The organism is Acinetobacter sp. S-1 (assembly GCF_059579785.1).
In genome coordinates, this window is record NZ_CM184207.1 from 1,861,420 (window position 1) to 1,883,274 (window position 21,855).

19 protein-coding genes are annotated in these 21,855 nt (G+C 37.5%); 17 read left to right on the top strand and 2 right to left on the bottom strand.

All coding sequences use genetic code 11. The features are described 5' to 3' along the window. Positions 1–41: 41 nt before the first annotated feature. From AC52J8_RS08895 to AC52J8_RS08930, 8 genes are all read left to right on the top strand, one after another. Entirely contained in the window at positions 42–1,103 is a 1,062-nt protein-coding gene (locus AC52J8_RS08895) for an HlyD family secretion protein (RefSeq protein ID WP_086398730.1), read from the top strand. Between the two features lie 24 nt (positions 1,104–1,127). Continuing rightward, positions 1,128–2,675, top strand: a complete 1,548-nt coding sequence (locus tag AC52J8_RS08900) for a DHA2 family efflux MFS transporter permease subunit (RefSeq protein WP_086398729.1) — start codon at positions 1,128–1,130, stop codon at positions 2,673–2,675. Between the two features lie 188 nt (positions 2,676–2,863). After that, a complete protein-coding gene (locus AC52J8_RS08905) occupies positions 2,864–3,652 on the top strand; it encodes a hypothetical protein (protein WP_171293752.1) in 789 nt (262 codons plus the stop codon). Continuing rightward, a complete protein-coding gene (locus AC52J8_RS08910; RefSeq protein WP_086398727.1) occupies positions 3,649–5,235 on the top strand; it encodes a GH3 family acyl-acid amido synthetase in 1,587 nt (528 codons plus the stop codon). The genes AC52J8_RS08905 and AC52J8_RS08910 overlap by 4 nt, the downstream gene beginning before the upstream one ends. Further along, positions 5,232–6,560 (top strand): TolC family protein, encoded by a 1,329-nt coding sequence (locus AC52J8_RS08915; RefSeq protein WP_198912091.1) that lies wholly within the window; start codon positions 5,232–5,234, stop codon positions 6,558–6,560. Before AC52J8_RS08910 ends, AC52J8_RS08915 begins: the two co-directional genes overlap by 4 nt. After that, a complete protein-coding gene (locus AC52J8_RS08920) occupies positions 6,553–7,716 on the top strand; it encodes a hypothetical protein (RefSeq protein WP_086398726.1) in 1,164 nt (387 codons plus the stop codon). Before AC52J8_RS08915 ends, AC52J8_RS08920 begins: the two co-directional genes overlap by 8 nt. 249 nt (positions 7,717–7,965) lie before the next feature. Continuing rightward, on the top strand, positions 7,966–8,919 hold the full coding sequence (locus tag AC52J8_RS08925; RefSeq protein ID WP_086398725.1) for a 5'/3'-nucleotidase SurE: 954 nt from the start codon (positions 7,966–7,968) through the stop codon (positions 8,917–8,919). Positions 8,920–8,930: 11 nt separating this feature from the next. Then, complete coding sequence (locus AC52J8_RS08930) at positions 8,931–9,575, top strand: hypothetical protein (protein WP_086398724.1); 645 nt, start codon at positions 8,931–8,933, stop codon at positions 9,573–9,575. A gap of 34 nt (positions 9,576–9,609) precedes the next feature. On the opposite strand, the gene AC52J8_RS08935 is transcribed toward AC52J8_RS08930, so the two are convergent. After that, the gene (locus tag AC52J8_RS08935; RefSeq protein WP_032042475.1) at positions 9,610–10,050 is read right to left on the bottom strand and encodes an HD domain-containing protein; all 441 of its coding nucleotides are present in this window, start codon (positions 10,048–10,050) and stop codon (positions 9,610–9,612) included. 811 nt (positions 10,051–10,861) lie between these two features. Here AC52J8_RS08935 and AC52J8_RS08940 point away from each other — a divergent pair. The 4 genes from AC52J8_RS08940 to AC52J8_RS08955 all read left to right on the top strand — a co-directional run bounded on the left by AC52J8_RS08940 (position 10,862) and on the right by AC52J8_RS08955 (position 13,486). Next, positions 10,862–11,410, top strand: coding sequence for a TetR/AcrR family transcriptional regulator (locus AC52J8_RS08940; RefSeq protein ID WP_086398723.1), 549 nt, complete (start codon positions 10,862–10,864; stop codon positions 11,408–11,410). 700 nt (positions 11,411–12,110) lie between these two features. Beyond that, complete coding sequence (locus AC52J8_RS08945) at positions 12,111–12,449, top strand: helix-turn-helix domain-containing protein (protein WP_005075983.1); 339 nt, start codon at positions 12,111–12,113, stop codon at positions 12,447–12,449. A 242-nt stretch (positions 12,450–12,691) separates the two neighbouring features. Further along, positions 12,692–13,087, top strand: a complete 396-nt coding sequence (locus tag AC52J8_RS08950) for a hypothetical protein (protein ID WP_057070842.1) — start codon at positions 12,692–12,694, stop codon at positions 13,085–13,087. A 117-nt stretch (positions 13,088–13,204) separates the two neighbouring features. Continuing rightward, entirely contained in the window at positions 13,205–13,486 is a 282-nt protein-coding gene (locus AC52J8_RS08955) for a hypothetical protein (protein WP_005075987.1), read from the top strand. Between the two features lie 167 nt (positions 13,487–13,653). Here AC52J8_RS08955 and adeT1 read toward each other — a convergent pair whose 3' ends face one another. Further along, positions 13,654–14,649, bottom strand: a complete 996-nt coding sequence (gene adeT1, locus AC52J8_RS08960) for a putative multidrug efflux protein AdeT1 (RefSeq protein WP_086398722.1) — start codon at positions 14,647–14,649, stop codon at positions 13,654–13,656. Positions 14,650–16,095: 1,446 nt separating this feature from the next. On the opposite strand from adeT1, the gene AC52J8_RS08965 reads away from it, so the two are divergent. The 5 genes from AC52J8_RS08965 (at position 16,096) to AC52J8_RS08985 (ending at position 21,848) form a co-directional block, all read left to right on the top strand. After that, on the top strand, positions 16,096–16,386 hold the full coding sequence (locus AC52J8_RS08965; RefSeq protein ID WP_005069200.1) for a hypothetical protein: 291 nt from the start codon (positions 16,096–16,098) through the stop codon (positions 16,384–16,386). A gap of 479 nt (positions 16,387–16,865) precedes the next feature. Beyond that, the gene (locus AC52J8_RS08970) at positions 16,866–17,399 is read left to right on the top strand and encodes a fimbrial protein (RefSeq protein WP_000731824.1); all 534 of its coding nucleotides are present in this window, start codon (positions 16,866–16,868) and stop codon (positions 17,397–17,399) included. Between the two features lie 87 nt (positions 17,400–17,486). Beyond that, positions 17,487–18,221 (top strand): fimbrial biogenesis chaperone, encoded by a 735-nt coding sequence (locus AC52J8_RS08975; protein ID WP_140157898.1) that lies wholly within the window; start codon positions 17,487–17,489, stop codon positions 18,219–18,221. 55 nt (positions 18,222–18,276) lie between these two features. Then, positions 18,277–20,838 carry a fimbria/pilus outer membrane usher protein gene (locus tag AC52J8_RS08980; RefSeq protein ID WP_086399039.1) on the top strand — a complete coding sequence of 854 codons (2,562 nt, stop codon included), beginning with the start codon at positions 18,277–18,279 and terminating at the stop codon, positions 20,836–20,838. After that, complete coding sequence (locus AC52J8_RS08985) at positions 20,835–21,848, top strand: fimbrial protein (RefSeq protein ID WP_069031244.1); 1,014 nt, start codon at positions 20,835–20,837, stop codon at positions 21,846–21,848. Before AC52J8_RS08980 ends, AC52J8_RS08985 begins: the two co-directional genes overlap by 4 nt. Positions 21,849–21,855 lie beyond the last annotated feature (7 nt).

Here is a 21,855-nt window from a genome sequence, read left to right on the forward strand (position 1 = left end):
CTTAAATAAAAAATTGAATATTACAAATAAGCGGAATGAATATGGATAACGTAGCTCAGCTAGAAACTGATACTAATTTCCAAAGTCGAAAGAAAATAACTTGGGGTGTTTTTAGTGTCCTGCTGTTATTTTTAGTTGCTGGCATCTTATATTATTTTTTTGTATATCGATTCTATCAATCTACGGATAATGCTTATGTGCAAGCCGATGTCACTTGGGTGATGCCAAAGATTTCAGGCGAAGTGATGGAATTATTAATTAATGATAATCAGGTAGTAAAAAAAGGGGAAACTTTAGCAGTATTAGATCACCGCGATTATCAAGCTCGTTATGATCAGGCTCGTTCAGTAGTCAGCTTGAAAGAGGCCGCACTGGGTGTACAACAACAAAATGAAAAGTCTGCCAAGTCTTCAATTATTGAAGCTCATAGTGGCGTAGTGGCAGCACAAGCTGATTTAACTCGTTTAAGAAAAGAGTTTGAGCGTTATCAAGATTTATTAAAAGATGGGGTAATTACCCGACAAAACTTTGAAGGGGTTCAGTCTCAATATTTAACGGCCCAAGCTCAACTTAGCAAAGCGCAAGCCGCAGTAAATGCAGCAGAAGCTCAGTTGGGAAGCTTACAAGCCAGTCGAGCACAGCTTCTAGCAGATATTCAAAGTGCCAATGCAAACTTAAACCTGTATCAGGTCGATTTGGCTTCATCCAAAGTGGTCAGTCCTGTAAACGGTAAGGTCGGTAGCCTTGCAATCCAGAAAGGTTCACGTGTTTCTCCGCAAACCCGCTTAATGGCGATCATTCCTGAAAATAGTTTGTATGTACAAGCGAACTTCAAAGAAACCCAAATTGAAAAAATGCATATTGGTCAGAAAGTTAAATTAAAACTTGATGCCTACCCAAGCCTGACCTATACCGGAAAAATTGAAAGCTTTTCACCTGCTTCAGGCGCAACTTTTTCACTCATGCCACCAGACAATGCCACAGGCAACTTTAACAAGGTTGTTCAGCGTATTCCTGTGCGTATTGCCATAGATTCAAGCCCACATATTGATTTGATAAAACCCGGAATGTCGGTGAGTGCCACCGTTGACCTAAGAACTTAATAATAAAATTTTAGGTAATAACCAATGAATAAGCACCTTGAGGCCGAGTGGAGATTCCCAGCAAAAACTGCATGGGCAATTTTTGCTGCCATGATTTTTGGCAACTTCATGGCGATTCTTGATATTCAGATTGTGGCGAGTTCTCTAAACGAAGTTCAAGCTGGTATGAGTGCAAGTCGTTATGAAGTTACTTGGGTGCAAACGGTTTATTTAATTGCCGAGATTATTGCAATTCCCATGTCGAGTATTGTCTCGCGGGTGCTTTCAACACGAGTGTATTACACCATATGTGCAATTGGTTTTACGGTCAGTTCTTTACTTTGTGCCTTGGCATGGAACTTAGAAAGTTTATTGGTTTTCCGTGGCATACAAGGTTTTATGGGCGGCGGCATGATTCCGACTTCCATGACGGCGTTGTACTTACTTTTTCCAGAACCAAAACGTTCATTGCCATTGGTGATGTTTGGGATGATCAGCACTTTGGGTCCGGCCATTGGCCCCACCATTGGCGGCTGGCTCACCAATAACTTTTCGTGGCACTGGATGTTCCTGATCAATATTATTCCGGGCATCATCATTGCTACGGTTATTTACTCAGGCCCCAATATCGACCGTGCAAACTATTCACTCATCAAAAGTATGGATTGGTTTAGCCTGATTGGTATGGCGATGTTTTTGGGTGGGCTTGAATATTTCCTTGATGAAGGCGCACGGCATGACTGGCTTGCAGACACAGGCGTTCGGATTGCGTTTATGATCTGCATTGTGGGTGGCATGATTTTCTTCTCTAGAAGTTTTACCCAGCCTAAGCCTTTACTCGATTTGTCCGTATTTAAAAACAAAAATTTTACCTTAAGTGCTATCACAACTTTTGTGATTGGCATGGCGCTGTATGGCTTGGGTTACATGATTCCCGTGTTTCTTGGGCAAGTCCGTGAAATGAACAGTAGCCAGATTGGTCACGTCATGATGGTGACAGGCATTGTCATGTTCTGCTTTGCGCCATTTCTTGCATGGCTCATTCCCAATTTTGATACCCGAAAAACGGTATTTGTTGGAATGATTCTGGCTGGCTTTGGTGTTTGGCTCAATTCACATTTGAGCATTCATAGCGATTATGACTTTATGTTTTGGCCGCAAATTTACCGTGGTATTGGTCTCATGATTTGTCTGATTGTAGTTTCGCATTTAGCCATGAGCACTTTGCCACTCAGCAAAGTAGCCGATGCCAGCGGTATTTATAACCTGATGCGCAATATTGGCGGTGCGGTTGGACTAGCTCTCATTAACTCATCTTTAGATTGGTTAACTGCGCTACATGTCACGCAGATTAATCAGGGGATGACACCGCAAAACTGGATTTTTACAGAAAGACTCGATCAGCTCACGGCGCAATATCAAGAAGTCGGCTCAAATGCACAGCAAATCGCGCTCAGCGTGATCTATCGCGACATTCATTTTCAGGCACTGACCTCTAGCTTTAATGATCTATTACGCATGCTCGCAATCATCATGTTTGTGACTGCATTTTTAACCATCTTTATGGATCGGGGGAAGAAAATGAATATGTAGATATTAAAAAATAAAGGCAGCTTTCAAAGAATGAAAAACAATAGGGCATATCAAAACGTATCCCTTCATAGAAAAAGAACATTGATCTGAGTTTTCTAAAAATCGGTTGATGAGATCGGGGAACTCACAAATTAGAGGTGGAAGGTTAAAGGATTATGATTAATACAACGTATAAACTAATTTCAAAATTGAACCTGAAAAACACGACTTATGGTCAATATTTTGAAAAAGAGCAAATCGATACTGAGCGATTAAAAGTGATGTATTCCATTTACGAACAGTATTATGAAAATACGAGATTTTCTATTTTTGTAGATGATTTTCAAAATAAAAGCGGTGCGATCTTAATTTTTGATTCGGAAACAGATGAGATTGTTGGTTTCTCGACTGTGGTGGTGCAGCATTTCTATTTAAACGGTAAAGACTACACCGTGTTATTTAGCGGTGATACGGTCATTTTGAAGAAGTTTTGGGGCACGCGTAGTCTGCAAAGTACCATGCTCAAGCTCATGATTAAGCTTCGAATCAAATATCCATTTAACGAACTCTATTGGCTCCTCATTTCTAAAGGTTATAAAACCTACTTACTGCTCGCCAATAACTACTATGTCTATTACCCAAATATTAAAGACGAAAACCAGCATCTTTCGGAAGTGGTTGAGCACTATTGTGAAAAATTCTTTGGGGAGTACTACGACCGTGAAGCTGGCCTTTTAAATTTTGGCGATGACTATCAACCATTAAAAGGTGAAGTCGCACCAATTACTGCCGAAATGAGAGAAAAGAACCCAAATATTCATTTCTTTGAACAAAAAAATCCGACATGGAAAGCTGGTACAGAACTACCTTGTATTGGCCGTCTTGGTTGGAAAGACATAGCCCGTTTCCCCGTAAAGCTGATGACTAAACCGACCAGTAAAGGAAAGTGTGAAGCATGCGTAACCCATAAAACAAAACGTAGAGAGGCCATCCAATGAAAACTAATGAATGGCTAACTTTGGGTTCGCATCTTATTTTAAAAAAATGGTGTGATGCATCTGACCGCAATTTTCAAAAACAGTTTAATGCCTTAGAGACCACGCAACGTCAAATTTTGCATTCGATATTACAGACCTCGACCTTTGCCCAAGATAAGAAAGTTCAAAACTATGAGCAGTTTGTAAAAGCATTTCCTGCAACACGTTACGGCGCATGGCGAGAAGACATTCAGCGTTACCGTGAACAAAAGCTTTCACTCTCTAGTAGTAAACTGGTTCGTTTCCAGCCAACCAGTGGTTCGAGCGAACAAATTAAGTTTATTCCATACACCAAGCTGTTTTTAGATGAACTTGATCATGCGATTGCGCCGTGGATGGCAAGTTTATACCGCAAATGCCCTCAGTTGAGTTCGGGTACGCATTATTGGTCGGTGTCATGGTTGCCTGAAAGCCAGCGTGAAGTTTTAAAAGACAAAAACCTAAATGACGATAGTGCGCTACTTGGTGTAGGTAAACGTATATTGTCTAAGTTTACTCAAGCGGTTCCAAGTAATGTTGCTTTTGCTGCAAATGCTGACGATGCACTGTTTGCCACCATTTGCTATTTGGTCGCAAACCGTAACTTAGCCATGATTTCGGTATGGAGTCCAACTTTTGCGCTGCAATTACTTGAACGTTTGGAGTTGCTACAACAAGACGTGCTTGAGGTTTTACAAAGTGGTTCATGGGGTAACCGTCAGGCTTCATTAAAAGAAGTGACTGCACCGCGTAGCTCTAAAAGTGCTCAAGCCTTAATTGCAAGTTCAAACGGCACACAGATCGACTTTAAAAAACTTTGGCCAAAGTTGAGTCTGGTGTCGAGTTGGGATACTGCGGGTTCAAAAGCTTGGGCCGAAAAATTAAAAGAAAAATTGCCCAGTGTTCAGTTTGAAGGCAAAGGCCTATGGGCGACGGAAGGTGTAGTAACGATTCCCTATAACGATCAATACCCACTCGCATACCAAAGTCACTTCTATGAATTTGAATATTTAGAAGGCGATAAACAAGGACAAATCATTCCATCGTGGCAGCTTAAACAAGGCGATGTGGTGAGCCCACTCATTACTTCAGGTAATGGTTTACTTCGTTACTGTCTGGATGATTGCTTAGTCGTTACTGGCTTTATAGAGCAAATCCCGTGTTTTGAGTTCCAAGGCCGCCGTTTTGGCGTAGATCTGGTCGGTGAAAAACTCGCACCTGAAACAGCTCATCAGTTATTGTCGCAGTTAAATGAAACCGAATCGAAGGCGATTTCTTTACTCGCGATTGATACGCAGCAACAGGTTAAACCATTTTATTGCGTGCTTTTTGAAGGCGAAATCCATCACAGCATTAGCAATGAATATATCGACAGTATTTTGCGTCAAAACTTCCACTATGAACTTGCTCGAAACTTAGGGCAGCTCGACCAACCTCAAATTCGCCAAGCCAATAATGGTTGGAATGCTTATAAAAAACTGGTCATGTTTGATGGCATTATCGAAGGCAATATCAAGCCTGAACCACTCAAAAAAGTCACCCTCAATAGTTTGGAACAACTATGAAAGGGATGAAGCAATTTAATACTCGGTTTTTAACACTTCGACACGCCTTGTATCTTGGCGTGTTGGTTGTGTCGAATACACATGCCATGACTCTAGACGAGGCATTGTCTGCCAGCTTAAGACATGAAAGTCAGCTTGAAGTAAGCCGTTTAAGCGTAAACCAGTCAACTGCTATGCTTGAGCAAGCCAAACAGCGTGACGGGCTCAAAGTCAATTTAGTCGGCCAACTGGACTATGAAAGAATAGATACGCCTTCACAAGTCCTGTTTCCAACTGAAGGAAACCGTAAGGGTCGAAGTTTACAATTGCAGGCAGATTATCCGATTTATACGTCTGGACGACACCGTTTAGGAATAGATGTTGCCGAAAGTCAGCTTTCTGCCCAAAACCAAGGTTTGTCAGATCAACGATCAGAAACTATTTTAAATACCGTAATGGTCTATACTGATGTACTAAAAAAGAAAGCCATTTTAGAACTCAGACAAAAGACCATGGCAAACCTGCAACGGTCTTTATATGAATCAAAGCGCCGTTTTGACGTGGGCATGATTACCCGTGCTGACTTAGCCCAAGTTTTGGCGCAAGTCGCACAAGGCCAAGCCGATATTACACAGGCCCAATCTAACTTAACCGTAAGCGAAGCACAGTTTTATCAAGTGACAGGTGTAACACCTGATAACCTTGTTGCGATTAAACAGCTACCCGCTATTCCCACGAGCTTAGATGAAATTTTGGCGCAAACCAAAAACCATCCAGCTTTAATGCGCAGTAAATACGAAAAGCAGGCTGCCGAGAAACAATACGCTTTAACTAAGCGGGAACTATGGCCAACGGTCATGCTCACCAGCCGTGCCGGAAAGCAAGATGAAGCGAGTTATATTGGTTCGGAAAGTAATAACTATATGGTTGGGGTGCAACTTAATGTACCGCTCTATGACGATGGCTTAAATCGGGCCAATGTTAAAAAAGCGCAGGCCGATATTGATTTGGCTAACCAAAAAACGCGAAGTCTTGAACTAGACTTAAATAAGCGTACACGCACGACCTATGCGCAGCTTCAAACCATTCGACAAAATAAAGAAGCACTGGCAAATGCCATAGAGGCAGCGTCTATTGCCTTTGTCTACACACGTAAAGAGTTTGATGTTGGCACCAAAACCACCTTTGATTTGCTCAATACCGAACAAAAGTTACTCGATGTTCAAACCCAAAAAACAGTAAATGACCAAGACGAAGTCGTGTTTGTCTATCAGCTACTCGACCAAATGGGGCGTTTAAATAACTTGGTTCCCGTTCAGACCGCACAACAGGTGAATAATGAATAAAACAAATCCACCACTTGCTGACAATACGCTGATTACCCGAGAAGCAACTTTGGCAGATGATCAGGCTTTAAGAGACTTAATCGCCGTACCGATGACCACTAAAGGTATACAAATTAGCTTTCAGCGCGAACCGAGCTATTTTAGAGCGTCTGACATTGTCTATCGACATAAATTACATGTGTTGATTGAAGATACCGAAAGCCAAAAGCATGTCGCTTGTTATAGCAATGGTTACCGCCCATGTTATGTTGATCGGAACATTCAAAACTTACGGTATGCGGGTGATTTACGGGTAGATCATAACTATCGGGGTAAATCACTGGTGAAGGTATTAGCCAAGCATGTAAAACAAACCATGCATGAACCGAACTATAGCCAAATGATTATTTTTGATGATAACCATGCCGCACGCGCTGCCATCCAAACGGGCAAAACGGGAATGCCTGATTATTATGATGAAGGGCTTATTGAGACATTAAGTCTGACCGATACTGGCGCAAAACGAAAAATCACGGCTTTTTTAAAACAGGCTTCTCAGCAGAGTGACATTCAAGAGATTCGTACATGTGTTGCCGAAGCTCAACATGTGGAAGCGATGAACCAGTTTATTAACGACATGGCAGGGTTTTATAACTTTATTCCTGCCTATAACTTTGAAGAGCTGGCCCAAGGTCATCAGTACTTTTCAGGAATAAAACTCGCAGACTTTTCACTTTACTTTAAGGGTGAAAAGCTGGTGGGCATGTTTGGTTTGTGGGATCAGCATAGTATTAAGCAAACCAAAATTTTGCATTACAGTTCAGTCATTGGAATTTTTAGACCCGTTTATAACTTGTTGACTCCAATTACTAAGGGCATGCGTTTGCCTAAACTCGGTGACTCTATTCAATACCATGTGCTGCATACGCTTATGTGCCATCCAGAAGATTTGGCTTTGCATCATAAAATGCTTGAAGATGCCTATAACAAGTCAAAACAGCAGGGTGTTGGTGTGGTGAGCTTTACACTTTCACATAAAGACCCGCGCTATCAGTTAAATCAGTTTTATAAAGGTGAACGCTTAACAGGTATGCATGGTTTTATTAGTTATGAGGGCGACCCACGACCACATTTTGATAAAAACTTGATTCCATACTTAGAGGTCGGACGTATTTAATTTAAAGCTTGAAATGACATTTTGAATGAAGCCCACGAATGTGGGTTTTGTCATTTTGAATATGAGCACTAAAGTTGAAGATCATTTTATAAAAGAAAACTTAGCAATAATTTATAATATAATTATTTAATTTTTAATGGAAAATTATTTTAATTTTTATTAATGCATAGTCACTAAACGTACATATAGCGCAACTACTATACAAATCGAAATTTAAGAACATGGTAGTTAAGTGATGAAAAAAGTTTATTGGGCGGCCTTATTCTGTCTTTGTGTACAACTCCAGCTTTTGCACTAAATATTTTATTGGTTAATGATGACGGTCTAACCAGCAATGTCAAAGCACTCTATGATGAATTAAAAGCAAATGGTCATAACGTGCTTGTGTCTGTACCTTGTTCACCACAAAGTGGCCGCGGTGGCGCAATCGTGATGTACAGCTCAACAACGATTACTGCGGATAATGATAAGCAAATTGCGGCTGAAAATGGTTGTCACAATGGCGCAGCACCCATTGGCGCACCTGCTGCGGGGACTTTTACCAAAGCGGGTTATACCAATGGTGACTGGAACTACGCGCATGGTACACCAGTCATGGCAACAGTTTATGGACTAGATGTGGTTGCGCCAAAACGCTGGGGTAAAGCGCCAGACTTAGTTTTATCCGGTCCGAATGAAGGACAAAATGTCGGAAAAGTCGTTGTACACTCTGGCACCATTGGCAATGTACAGTTTTCGGCAGGACGCGGGATTCCGTCTATTGCTTTAAGTGCTGATACCAACACAGTAGATGATAAGACTTTAAACAACCCTAACTCTGCGATTGTGGCAAAACAAACCGTAGTGTTATTAAAAGAATTACAAGCTAAGGCAGGTAAGGGCCAATTGTTGCCAAAAGGCATTACCTTAAATGTGAATTTTCCTAAAAATTTAACAACCAGCACACCGTTTGCTTTCTCAAAAATTGGGACCTATGACTTATATAAATTGAAGTTCCAAGTAACTAAGGACAATAAAGGCAACAACCAGTTTGGCCTAGGAATAGACGCGGCACCATCAGCGCCGACTGCCGCGCAAATGTCGGATGAAAGCGCCGTAATGCAAAGCAAAATTGCTGTAACTGCAATGCAAGTTGCTTACGATCAGCGACCTGCAGGTCAAGAATGGCTCAAAATTCGTTTAAAAAGCTTATTTAACAAGTAAGGAGAAAGACCATGAAACGTTGTTTGTTGGTTTTACTCCTTGGGCTTGGATTGGCGGCTTGTAATGATGATGACAACAATGACCAAGTCTCGACTGAAAAACCTGCACTTGCTCCGAGCTTAGACGTCGGTACTTATATTATTAGTACCGAAACTGATCAAGAGTTACCTATGGCGGGCAAATACTATTCTGGCGCAGATGGTTCTAAATTATTGGTTTTAGATGATGACGAAAACCGCGCCAAAATTGTGATGAGCTATGACGCAAAAACCAAAGCTTGGCAGAGCAACCAGTCTAATCAATCAATGACCGTTGAATTAGCGCATTATGAAAAAATTGCTGATCAGAAAATTACGCTGAATCAACTGGTCGGCAATTACGATTTATCTTTTCCAGATGGAACAACGGTAAATGCCGAGGTGAATGCACAAGGCAAAATTGTCTCGAAAGACCCGAATTGTGTATTTACAGGTGTGATTACTGAAAGTGCATTAGCCAATACAGCGAGCTATCAACTGACCGATAACAAGTGTGATGCGCTAAAAAATAACTCGAAAGGTTATGTTGTGGTAGATGAAGACTTAGAGCCTATGAGTTTTAGACTCGTATCTGACACGGTTGCCTCAAAAGATATTTGGGCATTTGCACAATCTTAAAAATAAAAAGGCAACGGATTCATTTCGTTGTCTTTTACCCCAACCTATCTTGCGCCGTTGAAACAGCTAACATGGTTTGAAGATAATAATCTACTCGTGATTGATTATTTTCTTTATGTGAGTTATGCGCATTAAAGGCTGCGTCATGAAGTTTTACGACTCGAGCGATCGGATTCAAACCACAACGAATTAAATATTCTTCGCGTGTTTCAGTTTCCCGTTTAGTTAATGCATCAACGGCATCACGGACTTCTTTTCCAAATAAACTTTCGATTTTGTCTAGCGTAAGGGGTGTGTCTTCAACGCTATCGTGGAGAAGGGCTGTAATAATATAAACTTCTGAAAATTGGTGCTCAATTAATGAATTGACCACACCTTTAATATGGTAATCAAAGTAATCATGAGGACCATACTTTTGACCTTGATGTGATTCTTTTGATAATTTCTCTGCGAGTTCAACTTGATTTTGAGTCATTTTTTGCTCTTATTACTTTAAGTATATGACACGGCCTAATTTGTGAGATGGGACGCTTAAGTCATAATTTTATACTGGATAGCGACTCTTAAAAACATCCCTTAATAACAGTAGTGTCTCTTTTTATTTATTCATTTTTAGTTGAGTTAGGACAATTCAGACTTTAAGTTTTTGAAATTTTAAACTTTAACTTAATGATATAAGGGTAGATTAAAAATATTACTTAAGAATTTCCTTAATTATGTAATTAAATGAAAAACAATAATTATTTAAATAATTTCTAGCCAATTTCACACTGACACTTCAAATATTGGAGATTACCATTTGCGGGCTGGCCTACATTGCCAGGCAGTTTTGACAGACTGCTATACGACCGCATCAGGATTATTTCTTCTGAGGAATAGTCTTATGTGTAAGCTCCTCGTTCCCTCCCGTAGCGGTAGGACGGGAGAGGGACACCCTCGGGTGTGCTGGCGTCGTACCAGTCTGTCAACCCTTTCTCGTTCTGCCACCATAATTCTAATGTCTTGGCAGAACTCCATATATAAGGAGTTGGCTTTGTACATTCGTCATTTCTTGGCAACCATTGCCAAAAGCTATAACAACACAGCTTAAAACATTTAACGCAGCTTGATCGCCGTAAGGCTTTTTCAGGCTTTAGCTCGTTATTACTTAAAACTTACTTAGACAATTAAACCTTGAGATGTGCTGCGCACAGTCTTTACGGCTTTGCTATGCCTTTTTTCTCCCAAAAGGCAGCGGTTTTTATATCTCATTTATATACAACAATAATTTTTATAGCGGTAAAAATATGCCAAAAATAGTTCTCCCAACACGTGCAGTACAAGTCGTAAATAAATCAATTGAGTTATTTCACTACAACGGATTTCATCTGGTAGGCATCGACAGACTTGTGAAAGAGTGTGAAGTGACCAAAGCGACATTTTATAACTACTTTCACTCAAAAGAACGGTTGATTGAAATCTGCCTGATTGTGCAAAAAGAGCGCCTAAAAGAAAAAGTGGTTTCAGTGGTTGAATATGACCGCAATACAAACGTAATCGATAAACTCAAAAAGCTCTATCTTTTACACACCGACCTAGACGGGCTGTACTACTTATTATTTAAAGCCATTTTTGAAATAAAACTGACTCATCCAAAAGCGTACATAACCGCCGTGCGTTATAGAACATGGCTCACCAACGAAATATATAGCCTGCTTAGAGCACTTAATGACGATGTTTCTTTTACCGATGCCAAACTATTTTTATATATGATCGAAGGCGTAATTATTCAGCGTTTAAGTTTGGGTGAAGTTGATGAGAGGGTGGTTGAGGTGTTTTTGAGGGGGATGGGGTGAGGTGGCTTTTAAGCTTTCCTCATCTTATTTAAGTTATATGATTACAGAATGATTTACTACTCCACATAATGTGCAAGCAATGTGATTTAGTACTCAAAATTAATATTGAAATTTTTTGTTACATAAATTATCAATTAAAATATAGACAGCATGCTGGCTATTTTTAGAACAAAAAAACGAGAATCTACCGCTTTTTACCCTTTATTTCTGCATATTTTCTCATATTTCGCAGAGTTTTGATGTTTTTAGCTCTTAGTATGTAAAAACTATAAAGTGTCTTAGAGAGCAAGTGCGACATATTTAGACGCAATTAACTTCCACTGAAATAATTTTTGTAATAAAATTAGATCAATGCCCAACATTTAGTGGTTGGACAGTTAGAAGTGCACTAGATATAGAAAAGAACTAGGTGGCAGCCTAGTTCCTTTCTTCAATATCTAGAACACATCAACCTTTAAGTAAGAGACGGAGATTAGAAATGTCACTCTTAAAAGCATTAAACGAAGTGTTGAAATTTAGAATTACATCCTATTTGAAATTTAGTCAAGCTGAATTTCGTTTAAGATGGTCGTTCAAAAAGCCGCGTGATTATAGCGAAAAGCAGATCAAATTGGAATGCCTTAGCTATATTAAATGCTAGTTTAGTGTCATAAGGATGACATTACTGCTCAAAGTCTCTCTTTTATAAGAGGATTCCATCATGGAATTTTTAGACTTTGGCGATATGCCAAAAATGACTCCAATTATCGGTAAACTTCCGAAACTTGGAACAAATAAAGCTGAAATCTTAATGTTTTTATTGTCTGGTGATCAGCCAACCAATAGGCAAATGGGACATAAGCTTGACTGTGTTAGCTCGGCTGCTCGTATTTGTGAACTAAGGCAAGATGGGTGGTTAATTGAAGCACATAAAATCCCTTATCGGACAGAGACAGGGAAGGATGTTCACTATTGCAAGTATTATATTATGAACTTGCAAGATGTTTTAACCCATCCGAGAGTGCAGCAGTTTATCGAGTGGCACCGTAAACGTAAGTAGTAATTCAGGTAAAAAGCATCATAAGATGCTTTTTACCTATCTAGAATATATTTAATAACAATTAATTTAAAAATAGAGAATAACTTTTATTGAATTATTCTTTTAATAAGCTAAGGAAATTGATTCAAAATGAATAATCTCTAATTTTTAATATAAGTAGAAATATATTCAACAAATTTATTTAACTGCTACTGATACAACTACACAACAGACATAGCATTTTTGATACGAAGGAGTATATTTTGAGAGACTTTAATTCTGGTGATATACATGGAGATGTTCAAATTAATGATAACTCCAATAATACTAAATATAAATTGCTTATTCATTGTACACCTGAGGAGTTAATACAAGAAGAATCTCATCGAAAGGCTTTACTTGCAGATGAGCGTTCGCGGAAAAATAGAACTAATTTTAGATTTTTTGGTTTAGCAATATTTTTATTATTTATTGCTTCTTGTTGGTATTGGATCCAAGGAGCTATTGATATAGCGTCATTAGTAATAGGAATGGCAGGAGTGATTGTTGGAATAAAAACGCTTCAAGCATCGGATACTCCTACTGATTTTGAAAAACGTCAGCTATTAACACTTCAGGAGATCAGCACTCTGCTAAGAGAAAGAGGTGTGCGTCGATGATTAAAAAAATTCCATTAAGAATAAATAATAACTTATCAAATACAATACTTTGCTTTTTGATATACTATCCAAACATACAGTGAAGTTATGTGACTTCAGGATAACCGAGATAAATATATGTATATAAATGTTTTATTAGAAAATGGGCAAAAACTTCCAATTCTTGTCTCAGATATTCCTAATGATAGCGGAATTTATCAAACCCTTTCATCCTCAACAAATGAGCCGCTATCTCAAAATTTTCAGATATCTACAATTGTTTATGATTCTCATGGACAATTTTACAATACGGTTCGCTTAGTAGCTTGTAATGGTATTTTGATAAGAAATAATCACGTTATTGCTACTCAAGATAGTATAATTGTTGATACGTTGGGTACTTTAGTAATAGATATATAATAAATATAAAAAAGGACCCCCATTATCACTACTGGTGGGTCCTAATGATAAAAATAAATAAATTTTATAAAATATTTATTTAATACATTAAGAAAAATCCTAAGTTTTCCAAATTGTAAGGCTATTTAGAATTTACCTATCCAAATTCGCCTCTTCTGCCTCAGTATTTATTCATCATTTAACGCACATTCAAAATTACTTGGGTTTTCTTTACATCTTACTTTTTTCAAAAAGTTCATCATTTTAGGGTCATAAATACCCGCCTTGGTTAGCTGTATACGTGCCTCGCGCATCATTTTCATATAATTTAATTGCTCATTTTTAGGAATATCCATCCAATATTTTGAAGGAATATCACTTTCATATTTAGCAATAATGCCAAACGTTCTATTGAGTTGGCTGGCTACCCAAGTTCGAGACTTTTGCCCAAAACCTGCTGGAAACTGGTCTTTACGAATAATGAAGTTTGCTGAAATTTGAGTTAAAGGAAAACGAACGATTGCTCCTTTCTCACCTAGACCTTTGTGTAGCTCAAAAGGTTTAAATGCCACAATAGGAGCAGGGACAATATCAATTTCATGGTTATTAAACTTTGCACCGGCATTGGTGACGTCTACTGATACAGCCTGACCTCCGACATGTTGCACAAGCTTTGGTTGGGCTTCGTCGTATTTAAATACCCCAATTTTTTTACCGGCAGCTTTAGCGAGTGTATTGATACTTCTATCATTTACAAATAAATATGCAGGGCCAATAGTCCCTAAACCTGCAATTTCGTAAGGGCCTACCACCATGTTTTTTGCGGCCATGGGTGATGACAACAGCTTATAGGCATTAATTGCCGTTTTCATATTTGTTAATGCGCCAACCGCATCTAAAGATCCTGTGTATTTATTAAACTGACGGCCACGTAAACCGCTAATAATAGCGCCATCACATTTCCCAACTTTTAAGTCTTCAGCTGCAACACGTTCATCCACATAGGCTTTTAAAGATAGATCAGCTCCCCAATTTTTAGCTTCAAGAGCATAATCCTTTGCTAAAGCAAAAGCTTCTCCAGACTTACCAATTGGGTCAAATACACAGACTACTTGTTGTTTGGCATAAACAGTTGTGGTTAAACAGGCACTTGTAATCAATAAAATATTTTTAAAACAATCCACATTTAATTATCCATTATTTAAATTATAAAAATTATTTTATGAATCTGGCTTAGATTAGATATGACACCTCAATAAAAATTTAAAAAGAAAAGGTCAAAAGATGGCTTTGGATCAGCATCTTATTTTTTTTAATTGTATGGCTATATTGTATATGAATTGAGATCTACCATTGAGCTAAATTTAAAGAACAGCTGTATACATGTACTATATCTTTTTTTTCAAGCATATAAAAGAATTTTTTAAATATTTTATTTAAATTTCAATAGCATACATAATAATTTGAGTTTCAGTTTTTAATTTAATAGGCTAAAAATTTTGAGGATTAGAAGGAGATTTAGAAAAAGAAATCTCTATAGCAGCCAGTAGTCGCAAATACATCTTGTAAGTAGCTCAGCTCACTAGGGTAAATATAAAAGTGTAATGACAACTTACAGGAAGTTGTCTAGAAAATTATTCTGGTTAAGATTAGAAATAGGGTTTAATACATAAGCATCCAATAGAACCAGCTTAGGCGTTTAGTAATTTGCTAGAACAACACATACAGTTAACCAAGCTAAGTATTCATCACAGTAAAGAATTAGTAGTGAAGCAACAACATAGAGAAGCGAAGTCTGATATATCGTAGATTTTCAAATCTTTTATTTAACATAATATACATTATACGAACAATTGTATAATTCAGTATTGCCCCATAGCTTGGTAGCTATCTTTCATTTGTTTGTAGTGCTTATTTCTTTCTAGCTATTGCGGTACTTTTAGCTATGTGGAATGAATTTTTATTCTAATTAAATTCAGCACTAGCATCTTCTGACGTTGCTATTGATGGATAATAAATAGGATTCATAAAATCTAATTAAATAGAAATTATGATTAGGTTTGGCTAATAATCGCTTATTTATTTCTTTTTGAATTTTTTCTCTACCAAAAGCCCTTGGAATCTAAAATTATATTTCGCTAGACCATTTTCCTAAAATCTTTAAAGTCTATGCTAAATTCTAATTTATTAGCTCTGATATGCTCAAATCCGCAATATAAAACAAATTTAATTACAGATTGGTTGAATAATGTATATTTAGTCACATTTTTATTGAAATCTATATTTTATTTCTCAGTAATAATTTTGAAATATAAATTATAAATTATAAAATGAATTATATTTTTATTAAATATTTTAATGTATATCATTCTGTTTTAATTTGCAGTCTGTTTTTTTATTAATCATTATTTTCTAAGTTTTTATAAATAACAATAACTTAATATTGTTTTGGTGGTTTTATTATTAATAAATTTTTAGAAATTATAACTATTACATTATTTAAAGTATTTAATGTGATTTATATCACGTATAAATTAATGATTTTTTATTATTTAAAGCTTAATGATTGTTTTTAAATTAAAAATAAGGTATCACATATATATAAACTATTTTATAAATAGGTATATAAAATGAAAAATAATATATTTAAACTTCTTGTTTTGATGGTGCTTTCCTCTTCCCCACTATTTTGTTATGCAAGTAACACAATAATGATAAGAGGAAATATTGTTGAAGATACATGTTCAAGAGAACATAGCGAGATAGAATGTGTTGAGGTAAATAATTTAAATATTAAACTTGATAGTGAATATTTAAATAAAGATAGTCTTTTTAAATTAGCTCAACATACTGAGAAAATGGACACAAGCATTGAGAGCATAAGTTCTAACCACAAAGTCGTGCTTATTAATTACCATTAATATCCCAACTTATTTTTGCAGTAAGTTTGATGAAAGAGTGATTTGTCGAATTGATCGCATTTTTTGATCAATTAATTGATGAGTCACTCTTTTTTCATAAAAAATGACTATTTGTATATTTTTTCTGTATACATATGCATAATTTATTCTATATAATTGTATTCTATGAATTTAAGCTTATTTTTCACATAATTTGTTTAATTCTTTTTTATTTACATCGTGTTCTTATGTAATTTTCTTCTCTTCATAGCTTTTCTTTTTTATAAAATAAAAAAACTTTCATAAACAATAATATAGGCTATTGATGGTCGGCCTGAACTTCAAACACAAAACGTGATTTAATTAAAATTATGAAAAAATAATGTGATCTAGTTTGCATTTTGTTTAAGAAGTGTTAAGATCGCCGCATTACTTTTCAAGATGTCAAACACTGGAAAAGTAAGGAAATAAACTTTTATCCAGACTTTTGAGAAAACACTATGAAAAAACTTGCTTTGATCGCTGCTCTTTCGGTTGTAGGGATTGCTAATGCTCAAGCTGCTGATGGTACAATTACAATTAATGGTTTAGTTACAGACAAAACTTGTAACATCGCTACTCCAGCTGGTAAAGATTTCACAGTTACTCTTCCAACTGTTTCTAAACAAACTTTAGCTGCTGCTGGGAATGTTGCTGGTCGTACTCCTTTCCAAATTAAATTAGATAAATGTTCTGAAGGTAAAGTAGCTACTTACTTTGAGCCAGGTGCAACTGTTGACTTCAATACTGGTCGTTTAATTAACACAGATGCTACTGGCGCTAAAAACGTTAATGTTCAACTTTTAGGTAGTAACAATAATTTCATACCTGTACTTGCTGCGGGTACAAATGGTGCTCAAGCTAATTCTCAATGGGTTGATGTAAGTGCAACTGGTACTGCTGACCTTAACTACTATGCTGAATACTATGCAACTGGCGCTTCTACTGCTGGTAAAGTAACTACTTCTGTTCAATACACAATTATCTATCAATAATTAATTGATAGCGGGGTTTCTATGTCCGCATGGAAACCCTGTTTTGTGTAACACTTTCCTGAATCTTTCTTGGTTGAGAACTCGAAAATGAAATTGAACAGTTATAATTTTTTGTTAGGTTTAGCATTTGCTTCAGCAGTTATTGCACCTGCTACTCAAGCAGAAATTGTAATTCATGGCACTCGTGTAATTTACCCGTCAGATGCTAGAGAAGTTACGCTACAAGTTAGCAATAACGGTTCAAAGCCAGCACTTGTCCAAGCTTGGATTGACGAAGGTGACCCAAAAAGTACACCGGACCAATCAAAAGTTCCTTTTATGATTGCTCCTCCTATTTCTCGTGTTGAAGCAACGAAAAGTCAGACTCTTCGTATTACAGCTTTACCAAATGCTTCTCAGTTAAATCAGAAGCAAGAAACAGTTCTATGGTTGAATATCTTAGATATTCCACCAAGACCTACTTCAAAAAGTGAAGATACGACGCCTGATAATTTCTTACAACTTGCAATTCGTTCACGTATTAAATTCTTCTATCGTCCTTCATCGATTAAAGAAGATGTGAATTTAGCATCAGATAAGCTTCAATGGATTAAATCTGGTCAAAATTTAACGGTAAAAAATCCTACCCCTTTTCATATCACAATGACTTCTGTTTACCAAAAGGCAGGTGATAAAAAGGTTGATTTATTACCTCAGGGGCTAATGATTAAGCCTTTCTCTGAAGCGTCAGTTCAGCTTAAGAATGGCAACCTTCAAGATATGAGTTTTATTAACGTCAATGACTACGGTGGTCGCGTTGAGCACCCGATAAAACTTCAGTAATCAGATTTATCTTTTTAATAAATTTAAGCACCTATATGTGTAGGCGGACTTAGCTATGCCAAAAAAAAGGCAAGAATCTTATAAATTATTAAAACGCCATATTTGTTACTACTTGGCTTCTGGTGTTGTCACAATGACAATGCCTGTATTCGTGCATGCTGAAGAAACAACTACGAGTGCTCCAGTAGAGGCTGAATTTGATTCTGCTTTTTTAATTGGGGACGCTCAGAAAGTTGATATTTCTCGTTTTAAATATGGAAATCCTGTTTTACCAGGCGAATATAACGTTGACGTATATGTAAATGGTCAATGGTTTGGTAAACGTCGTATGGTCTTTAAAGCATTAGACCCTAATAAAAATGCAGTAACCTGTTTTACGGGAATGAACCTGCTTGAGTACGGCGTTAAACAAGACGTTCTGTCTAAACACACTGCCCTTCAAAAAGAAAATAATAGCTGTTATAAAATTGAAGAGTGGGTTGAAAATGCATTCTATGAATTTGATACCTCTCGTTTACGTGTAGATATTTCTATTCCGCAAGTTGCTTTGCAAAAAAATGCGCAAGGTTATGTCGACCCAAGCGTATGGGATCGCGGTATTAATGCTGGTTTTCTGTCTTATAGTGGTAGTGCATATAAAACATTTAATCAGTCTAATGATCAAAGCGAGACAACAAATGCGTTTATGGGCGTTACAGCTGGTTTAAATATTGCTGGTTGGCAATTACGTCATAATGGCCAGTGGCAGTGGCAAGATACGCCTGCTGAAAATCAATCTAAATCAGATTATCAAGAAACAAGTACATACTTACAAAGAGCCTTCCCTAAATATCGTGGTGTTTTAACGCTAGGTGATAGTTTTACCAACGGCGAAGTATTTGACTCTATTGGTTATCGCGGTATTGATTTTTCAAGCGATGACCGCATGCTACCAAATAGTATGTTGGGCTATGCTCCTCGTATTCGTGGTAACGCAAAAACCAATGCAAAAGTTGAAGTTCGTCAACAAGGCCAACTTATCTATCAAACAACTGTTGCACCAGGTAACTTTGAGATTAATGACCTTTACCCTACTGGTTTTGGTGGGGAAATTGAAGTTTCTATTATTGAAGCAAATGGTCAAGTACAAAAATTTTCGGTTCCATATGCTTCAGTTGTACAAATGTTGCGTCCAGGTGTAAACCGTTACTCTTTGACTGTAGGTCAGTTCCGAGATCAAGATATTGACCTTAATCCTTGGGTAGTTCAGGGTAAATACCAACAAGGTATTAACAACTACCTAACAGGTTATACAGGCATACAAGCTACAGAAAATTATGCTGCTGTATTGTTAGGTGCTGCTTTTGCTACACCAATTGGTGCTGTTGCGTTAGATGTGACCCACTCTGAAGCCGACTTTGAAAAACAGTCATCACAATCTGGGCAAAGTTTCCGTTTAAGCTATAGTAAGTTAATTTCTCCGACTAACACAAACTTAACTCTTGCTGCATATCGTTACTCGACAGAAAACTTCTATAAATTACGTGATGCTCTACTTATTCGTGATTTAGAAGAAAAAGGTGTAAACACTTATGCGGCTGCGGGCCACCAGCGTAGTGAATTCCAAATTACTTTAAACCAAGGACTTCCTGAAGGTTGGGGTAACTTCTATGTAGTAGGTTCGTGGGTTGACTATTGGAACCGTAGCGAAAGTACTAAACAGTACCAAATTGGTTATAGCAATAACTACCATGGTTTAACTTATGGTTTATCTGCGATTAACCGTAAGGTTGAGTACGGTTCAAATGATGCGACGCATGATACTGAATATTTAATGACGCTTTCATTCCCGATTAACTTTAAGAAGAATTCAGTCAACGTCAACGTTACTGCTTCTGAAGACAGCCGTACTGTTGGTGCAAGCGGAATGGTTGGCGATCGCTTTAGTTATGGTGCCTCTGTTTCACATCAAGACTATGCAAACCCAACGTTTAACGCTAATGGTCGTTATCGTACGAACTATGCAACTGTTGGCGGCTCTTATAGTATTGCTGACTCTTACCAACAAGCAATGGTTAGCTTAAGTGGTAGTGTGGTTGCACATTCAGATGGTATTTTATTTGGACCTGAGCAAGGCCAAACAATGGTACTTGTACATGCACCTGATGCAGCTGGAGCAAAAGTTAATAATACCGTTGGTTTAAGCGTTAATAAGGCTGGTTATGCGGTTATCCCGTATGTAACACCTTATCGCCTAAACGATATTACGCTTGACCCACAAGAAATGTCGAGCCAAGTAGAGCTTGAAGAAACTAGTCAACGTATCGCACCTTTTGCTGGCGCAATTGCTAAAGTAGATTTTGCGACTAAGACAGGTTATGCAGTCTACATTAATAGTAAAACTGCTGATGGCAACAGTTTACCGTTTGGCGCTCAAGTCTTTAATCAAAAAGATGAAGCTGTAGGTATTGTTGCACAAGGTAGTATGATTTACTTACGTACCCCACTTGCTCAAGATAGTCTCTATGTAAAATGGGGCGATGAAAGCAATGAACGTTGTTCGGTTGAGTACAACATTAGTAATCAGTTGCAAAATAAGCAACAAAGCATGGTAATGACTGAGGCTGTCTGCAAATGAAAAAATTACTCTTAAACAGTGCATTAGTCGCAGTAGGTTTTTGTATTAATACGGCGACTCAAGCTGCGTGTTCACCTAGTTCGGGCTTCAAAACAATTGATGTTCCTATGAGGGTTGGACGAGTTGTAGTTCGACCAAGCGACCCTGTGGGTAAAGTTTTAGTTAAATCACTTTTTGAGATCAGACCAGATTCTTATACCTACTATACCTGTAGTCTTTCGGATATGTTGACGGCACAGTTATTACAAAATTACCCAATTAGTTCACTTGGGGATAGTATCTATTCAACAAATATCCCAGGAATTGGTATTCGTCTCTATCGTGAAGCATTTAATGCTGGAAATTTCTCTGGTTACTACCCTTATACTCGTCGTGTCCCAAGCAGTCGCTTTTATCTTGCAGAAGGCTATTTCGTTGTAGAAATTGTGAAAACAGCTGAAAGTACTGGAGCCGGAACTTTAGTTCCTGGTGTTTATAGTAGTTATTATGCTGGAAACCGAAGTGATCGTCCATTCTTAACCAGTACCGTATATGGTAACGCAATTACTATCGCTTCGTCTTCTTGTGAATGGCGTGGTGCTATTAATAAACAGGTACAACTGCCAACGGTTACAAAGGCAGGTTTTAAAGGTGTTGGTTCAACTCAAGGAGACCAATCCTTCGAACTAAATATTCTGTGTAATGGCGGTATAAACCCAACGGGTTATGAAGAAAAAAACCTTATTAGCTTGAGTTTTGATTATCAACAAGACGGCACTAATACTCAAGTTTTAAAAAATCTTGAACCAAATACAACTAAAGCAAATGGTGTTGGAGTTCAACTTGTATGGAATTATCAAAATAAGAATCAGGTTATTGGCGTAGGTAATAAACTAGAATTGGGAACCGTACAATCAAATCAAACCATTCAATATGATGTTCCTTTAACAGCTCGATACTATCAAACTGCAGCAAATGTTACGCCTGGTAAAGTTCGTGCAATGGCCACTGTAACTATTGAATATGATTAATCATATT

Excerpts from the sequence above, each read along its gene's own strand:
- AC52J8_RS08970 (WP_000731824.1), top strand. The coding sequence starts at position 16,866 with ATGAAAAAACTTGCTTTGATCGCTGCTCTTTCGGTTGTAGGGATTGCT.
- AC52J8_RS08935 (WP_032042475.1), bottom strand. The coding sequence starts at position 10,050 with ATGACTCAAAATCAAGTTGAACTCGCAGAGAAATTATCAAAAGAATCA.
- AC52J8_RS08915 (WP_198912091.1), top strand. The coding sequence starts at position 5,232 with ATGAAAGGGATGAAGCAATTTAATACTCGGTTTTTAACACTTCGACAC.
- AC52J8_RS08955 (WP_005075987.1), top strand. The coding sequence starts at position 13,205 with ATGTATATAAATGTTTTATTAGAAAATGGGCAAAAACTTCCAATTCTT.
- AC52J8_RS08895 (WP_086398730.1), top strand. The coding sequence starts at position 42 with ATGGATAACGTAGCTCAGCTAGAAACTGATACTAATTTCCAAAGTCGA.
- AC52J8_RS08900 (WP_086398729.1), top strand. The coding sequence starts at position 1,128 with ATGAATAAGCACCTTGAGGCCGAGTGGAGATTCCCAGCAAAAACTGCA.
- AC52J8_RS08985 (WP_069031244.1), top strand. The coding sequence starts at position 20,835 with ATGAAAAAATTACTCTTAAACAGTGCATTAGTCGCAGTAGGTTTTTGT.
- AC52J8_RS08975 (WP_140157898.1), top strand. The coding sequence starts at position 17,487 with ATGAAATTGAACAGTTATAATTTTTTGTTAGGTTTAGCATTTGCTTCA.
- AC52J8_RS08920 (WP_086398726.1), top strand. The coding sequence starts at position 6,553 with ATGAATAAAACAAATCCACCACTTGCTGACAATACGCTGATTACCCGA.
- AC52J8_RS08930 (WP_086398724.1), top strand. The coding sequence starts at position 8,931 with ATGAAACGTTGTTTGTTGGTTTTACTCCTTGGGCTTGGATTGGCGGCT.
- AC52J8_RS08965 (WP_005069200.1), top strand. The coding sequence starts at position 16,096 with ATGAAAAATAATATATTTAAACTTCTTGTTTTGATGGTGCTTTCCTCT.
- AC52J8_RS08980 (WP_086399039.1), top strand. The coding sequence starts at position 18,277 with ATGCCAAAAAAAAGGCAAGAATCTTATAAATTATTAAAACGCCATATT.
- AC52J8_RS08945 (WP_005075983.1), top strand. The coding sequence starts at position 12,111 with ATGGAATTTTTAGACTTTGGCGATATGCCAAAAATGACTCCAATTATC.
- AC52J8_RS08940 (WP_086398723.1), top strand. The coding sequence starts at position 10,862 with ATGCCAAAAATAGTTCTCCCAACACGTGCAGTACAAGTCGTAAATAAA.
- AC52J8_RS08910 (WP_086398727.1), top strand. The coding sequence starts at position 3,649 with ATGAAAACTAATGAATGGCTAACTTTGGGTTCGCATCTTATTTTAAAA.